We start from the raw sequence: 2,266 nt of genomic DNA on the forward strand, positions 1-2,266 counted from the left end.
GGGGTGCCGACAGGCCGTCAAAGACCGCGGGTCGGCGTCGAGCCGGAGGCGGTCGAAATGACAGATCCGGGGTGCGGCAATTTGTCAGTCATGCCGACGACGGCGCGACGTGCCGAAGAAAAAGAGGGATGGATCGAATGTATCGAACGCGCCACAGTCGGCCCTCAGGCGTGGACCGAACCGGGCGCTTGCCGCCTGACCCGCGGCAAGCGCCCGACTTCACTTCTTCAGAAACCGCAGCGCGAACCGCGCCATCCGCGGCACGAACATCGGGCGCAGCAGGCGCTTGTCGTAACCGGCCATCCGCCGGTCGTTCTCCACGAGACACAGCTCGATCAGCTCGCGCGGGTTCAGCGCATCGCCGATGTCGGCGGTGCCGGTCGCCGGGAAATTCGCGTCACGCGCGGCGCCGTCGGCATCGATGCCGCGCGCGATGCTCATGCGGTCGCGGATCAGTTGCACCCACACGGCCGCCACCCGTGCGAAGAACCACGGCCGGCGCCACCACGGCATCGTGCGCCAGTACCACGCGTACCAGTTCACGAAGAACAGGATGTGGCGACCTTCTTCCTGGATCACGGGCTCGAAGGTCTCGACCAGCTCAGGCGGGAAATAGCCGGAGCGCTGCGCGGAGCGGAACAGGCCGAACGCGAAAAAGCTGTCGATGCATTCGCTGAAGCCCGTCATCATCCACGACCATTCGGGATCGGTCGGCGCCGGGTAGGCCGGTTCGGGCGCGAGCCGGATGCCGTACGCCTCGACCAGCTTCGACAGCACGACCTTGTGGCGGGCTTCCTCGCCGCCGTCCATTTCGAGCGCGCGGCGCAGCAGCGGATCGTCGACCGTCGCGGCGTAGGTGGCCACGCGGATCGACGCGCGGCCTTCGGTTTGCACGGCGATGTCCCAGATCGGCAGTGACGTGAGCCGTCTGAGTTCGGCCGGCTGGAGCGCCGGCCAGTCGATCACGGCCGGCTTGTACGGATTGTGTGTATCGAGCAGCATCCGACAGAACATCTGCTTGTGCGCGTCGGAACCGATCCGGACGGGGCCTTGCCTCTCGAAGGTCCAGTTGCGCATCGCGTGATCTGCGGCTGCATGCTCTTCCTGCAGCGTGTCGGTCATGGCTATTGTTATGCGATTACGGATCGAAAGATTCTTGCACAGCTTCCGTCATCGCGTATTTTCGAGCGGCCATGTGCACGCCGGCCCGGCGCGCGTCACGCGTTCGTGTCGACCCAGAGGCGGCCCCAGCGTGATGCGTAGGCGAGGGCGTGCTCTTCCTCGAAGAAGAAATCGATTGCGTCGAACGACACGGAGCGCGGCGACGGGCCGCCGCTCGCGCGTTCGATCGTCAGGTTGGCGGCGAACAGCCCGTTCGGCAACCGGGCGGCAGCGGGAGCGACTTCATAGCCCTTGTAGCGGATCGTACGGTTCATGGCGTGCGCGGAAAAAGTTCGGACTTTCAGCGTACGAAAACCTGCCGGCTGCGTGAACCAATCTTTCGGCCAATGCAAATCACGCGGCGGGCTGAATCGTTATCGGGGTGGTACGCGGAAACGGTATGTTCGAGCGGCGAGGCGACGCGCCCGGCATATCGCCACGCGCTGGAAGACGCGCCGCGCGCCCCGTCGAATCTCGTCGATCGGAGGCGCGCGGCGGAATGCGGGAGTTACTGGTTGGCGACCTTCAGTACGGGCGCAAGCGCATCGACCGATGCCGCGTGCGAGGCCGCGCGATGCGACGCGAACGCGAGCGCGAATTCGGCGGCTTGCGTGCCGACCGTCTCGAGTTGCGCGACGACCTTCGGGTCCGAGCAGCTGTCGGCGCTTTCGAAGCGCGTTTCCAGCGTGTTGACGGTGGCGCCGAACGGCGTCGGCCAGCCGCGCAGCGCATGGACGATCGAGCGCAGCGACGTCAGCACGGTGCCGGCCGCCTGCCAGCCGTACGCGGTGACGATCAGGCCGACCGCGCGGCCGTCGAGATACGGGCGTTCGTCCGCGCGCAGCTCCTCGAGCGTGTCGAGGGCGTTCTTCACGAGACCGGACACGCCGCCGTGATAGCCGGGCGTCGCGATGATGATCGCGTCGGCCTGGCGCACGGCGTCGATCAGCTCGCGCTGCGCGTCGGTCAGCGTTTTGTGTTCGGGGGCGTAGTGCGGCAGCGTATGCAGGAACGGGCCGTCGAACAGGCGTGTGCGTGCGCCGGCGGCCTGCGCGCCGCGCAGTGCGAACGACAGCGCGCGTTCGGTGGACGATGCGGCTCGGGT

Annotated in this window: 3 protein-coding genes; all 3 read right to left on the reverse strand. The window is 66.9% G+C overall.

Going from position 1 to position 2,266, the window contains the following annotated elements; genetic code table 11:
* Positions 1-219: 219 nt before the first annotated feature.
* Positions 220-1,122, reverse strand: coding sequence for a hypothetical protein (locus tag H3O04_RS35080; protein WP_012339443.1), 903 nt, complete (start codon positions 1,120-1,122; stop codon positions 220-222).
* Positions 1,123-1,217: 95 nt separating this feature from the next.
* Positions 1,218-1,436: a hypothetical protein gene (locus H3O04_RS35085; RefSeq protein ID WP_006480563.1), complete on the reverse strand. Its 219-nt coding sequence runs from the start codon at positions 1,434-1,436 to the stop codon at positions 1,218-1,220.
* A gap of 233 nt (positions 1,437-1,669) precedes the next feature.
* Positions 1,670-2,266 (reverse strand): NADPH-dependent FMN reductase (locus H3O04_RS35090; RefSeq protein ID WP_202589490.1); only part of this gene is annotated, 597 nt, incomplete at its 5' end.

The sequence above is a fragment of the Burkholderia sp. KCJ3K979 genome (assembly GCF_016759955.1).
Taxonomy (GTDB): Bacteria; Pseudomonadota; Gammaproteobacteria; order Burkholderiales; family Burkholderiaceae; genus Burkholderia; species Burkholderia orbicola.

What these genes read in the sequence shown, in the direction of transcription:
- H3O04_RS35080 (WP_012339443.1), bottom strand. Translation starts at nt 1,122, where the DNA reads ATGACCGACACGCTGCAGGAAGAGCATGCAGCCGCAGATCACGCGATG.
- H3O04_RS35085 (WP_006480563.1), bottom strand. Translation starts at nt 1,436, where the DNA reads ATGAACCGTACGATCCGCTACAAGGGCTATGAAGTCGCTCCCGCTGCC.